The 2,967-nt window shown below is 75.1% G+C and carries 3 protein-coding genes; all 3 read right to left on the bottom strand.

All coding sequences use genetic code 11. The features are described from left to right. Nucleotides 1–180: 180 nt before the first annotated feature. Nucleotides 181–1,023 carry an SDR family oxidoreductase gene (locus VF825_RS10160; protein WP_331112826.1) on the bottom strand — a complete coding sequence of 281 codons (843 nt, stop codon included), beginning with the start codon at nt 1,021–1,023 and terminating at the stop codon, nt 181–183. Between the two features lie 42 nt (nt 1,024–1,065). Continuing rightward, nucleotides 1,066–2,604: an NAD(P)/FAD-dependent oxidoreductase gene (locus tag VF825_RS10155; protein WP_331112824.1), complete on the bottom strand. Its 1,539-nt coding sequence runs from the start codon at nt 2,602–2,604 to the stop codon at nt 1,066–1,068. Nucleotide 2,605: 1 nt separating this feature from the next. Beyond that, nucleotides 2,606–2,967: alpha/beta fold hydrolase (locus VF825_RS10150; RefSeq protein ID WP_414695817.1), on the bottom strand; the 362-nt coding region annotated here is incomplete at its 5' end.

Here is a 2,967-nt window from a genome sequence, read left to right as displayed (position 1 = left end):
GAGCGTGACGGTCATCGGGTCCTGGGCGCTCACGCACGCAGCCTGCCACGCCCGCTCACCCGGCGCGCCGGTGTCCGGACGACGATCATCGCGGCGGTTTCGTCGCGAGAGGCGGCCCCAACTGCCGCGCCGGTTGTCCCTTGGCGCGGCTCCGGTGCGGCTGGGCCCGGACGCCGGCGGTCAGGCGTGCACGCGGCTGCGGTGCACCCCCGCCTGCACCCGGCACAGGCCGCGGGCGGCCGGCGGGGCAAAGCGGTTGAGCCGCCACAGCAGGTGCGCCAGCGCCCCCACCGGGACGACCGCCTGGTTGCGCTCCAGCCCTCGCACCGCCCGGGCCGCGACGGTCTCGGCGCTGAGGAACTTCGGCTGCATCAGCCGCACCGCCTGGCGGACGCTGCCGCCGGCGATCGACGGCGGCGCCTCATAGACCTCGTCCAGCAGGGGGGTGTCGACGAAGCCGGGGCACAGCACGGTGACGCCGATGCCGAGCGCCGCGGCCTCGGCGCGCAGGCCGGTGGACAGGCCCACGACCGCGTGCTTGGTCGTCGTGTAGGGCAGCATCGCCGGGGCGGGGATCAGCCCGGCCAGCGAGGCGGTGTTGAGGATGTGCCCGCGCCGCCGCCGGCTCATGTGCGGGTAGACCGCCCGCACGCCGTTGACGACGCCGCCGAGGTTGACCGCCAGTGCCCGGTCCCAGTGCCGCTCGTCGAGCTCCTCGAGCAGGCCGCCGAGCGCGATGCCGGCGTTGTTGACCATGACGTCGACCGGCCCACGCTCGGCCTCGGTGCGGTCGACCACGTCGCGGACCTGCTCGAAGGAGCTGACGTCGACCGGCGCGGCCTCGGCGGTGCCCGGTCCCGCCGCGGTGAGCTCGGCGGCGGCACGCCCGGCCCGGTCCCCGTCGAGGTCGGCGACCACGACGTGGCTGCCGCGCGCGACGAGCTCGGTGGCGATGGCCCGGCCGATGCCGGAGGCACCGCCGGTGACGATGCTGACGTGGGGACGGAACGGGGTGCGGGGCACGGGCAGGCTCCTGTCGGTGGGCCGGGAGGGTCGGTGGGCGGGTCAGGAACGGTCGGCGGGGACCGGCTCCGCGACGGCGGGTTCGGTGGCCGGCGCGGGGCCGCCGCCCGGAGGGCTCGGCGTGACGGGGGCGAAGTCGTCCTGGTCCAGCCGGCGGGTGCGCCACCAGTAGCTCAGCGTCGAGCCGGGCCAGACCGTGGTGTTGTTGCCGAACCGGTCGAGGTACCAGCTGCGGCAGCCGGAGGCCCAGACCGTGCGCCGGCTGCGCGTGCGCATCTCGCGGGTGAACCGCTCCTGCGCCGCCTCGGTGACCACGACCGGGGCACGCCGGCGCCGGGCGTGGTCGAGGGCCTGGAGCACGTAGCCGGTGGCCCACTCGATCATCATCACCACGGAGGTGTGGCCCAGCCCGGTGTTCGGCCCGAGCAGGAAGTACAGCTGCGGGAAGCCGGCCGTGGTCACCCCGAGGTGGGTGCGCATCCCGGCGGACCACGCCTGCTCCAGCGACTGCCCGCCGAGGCCGCGCACGTCCAGCCGGTCGTAGCTGCCGGTGACGCTGAACCCGGTGCCGAGCACGATCGCGTCGACCTCGCGCCGGGTGCCGTCCGCCGTGACCACGGCGTCCGGCTCGACCCTGGTGATGGCGTCGGTCACCAGCTCCACGTCGTCGCGGTCGAACGCCGCCCAGTAGTCGTTGGAGATGAGGATGCGCTTGCAGCCGATCGTGTAGTCGGGGGTGAGCGCGGCGCGCACCTGCGGGTCGCGGACGGACTTCGCCAGGTGCCGCCTGGCCACCCGCTCGACCAGCTTCATCGCGGCCGGGTAGCGCGAGAACGCCAGGACCCGGGACTCCAGCTCCCAGTAGGTCGCCCACCGCACCGCCCGCTGCAGACCCGGTATCCGGCGGTAGGCCGCCGTGCGCGCGGGCCCCAGCTCACGGTCGCGCTTGGGCAGGATCCACGCGGGCGTGCGCTGGAAGACGTGCACCTGCCCGGCGCGCGGCGCGAGTGCCGGGACGAGCTGCACCGAGCTCGCGCCGGTGCCGACCACGGCGACCCGCTTGCCGGTGAGCCCGTCGTCCCCCTCGGGCCAGCGCGCCGAGTGGTGCACCGGGCCCTCGAAGGAGTCGAGCCCGGGGATGTCCGGCAGCGACGGCTCGTGCAGGGCGCCGATGCCCAGCACCACGGCGTCGGCGGTCCACTGCCGGCCGTCCGCGGCGGTGGCCGTCCAGCGGGCGGAGGGCTCGTCGTACACGAGGGAGCGCAGGTCGGCCCCGAAGCGCAGGTGCCGCTCGACGTCGTGCTCGCGCGCGCAGCGGCGAAGGTAGTCCCAGATCTCGCCGGCCGGGGCGAACTCCCGGGACCACGAGGGGTTCTGGGCGAAGGAGAAGCTGTAGAGCCGTGACGGCACGTCGCACGCGCACCCGGGGTAGCGGTTGTCCCGCCAGGTGCCGCCGACGTCCTGCGCCTTCTCCAGCACGATGTAGTCGTCCTCGCCGCGCTGGGACAGCCGGATCGCCATGCCGAGGCCGGAGAAGCCGGTGCCGACGATGATCACGCGGTGGTGCGGGACGGTCGCCATGTCAGGCCTCCCGCCCGGCGTCGACCCGGCTGCCGCGGGACAGCCGGAGCAGGTGCTCGGTCACGGTCTCGGTGCGTTCGAGCGGCAGCATGTGGCCGGCCCCCTCGAGGACCTCGTGGTGGGCGTGCGGCAGGGCCTGCGCGATCACGGCCGAGAAGCGGGGCGGGGTGAGCTTGTCCGCGGACCCGACCAGGACGCTGGTCGGCACGTCCGCGAGCACCGGCAGCGCGTCGAGCTCGTGGTGCGCGCTCAGCGCGAGGAAGAAGCGGCCGATGGTCGCCGCCGGGTTGGCGGTGATGACCCGGTGCGTGCTGGTCACGTCGGACTCGTCGGCGCCCCGGCCGAACAGCAGCGCGCGCGAGC

The sequence above is a fragment of the Oryzihumus sp. genome, from assembly GCF_036391795.1.
GTDB lineage: Bacteria > Actinomycetota > Actinomycetes > Actinomycetales > Dermatophilaceae > Oryzihumus.
Note: the sequence above shows the minus strand (reverse complement) of the source record. Positions and strands in the feature narration are given on the sequence as shown.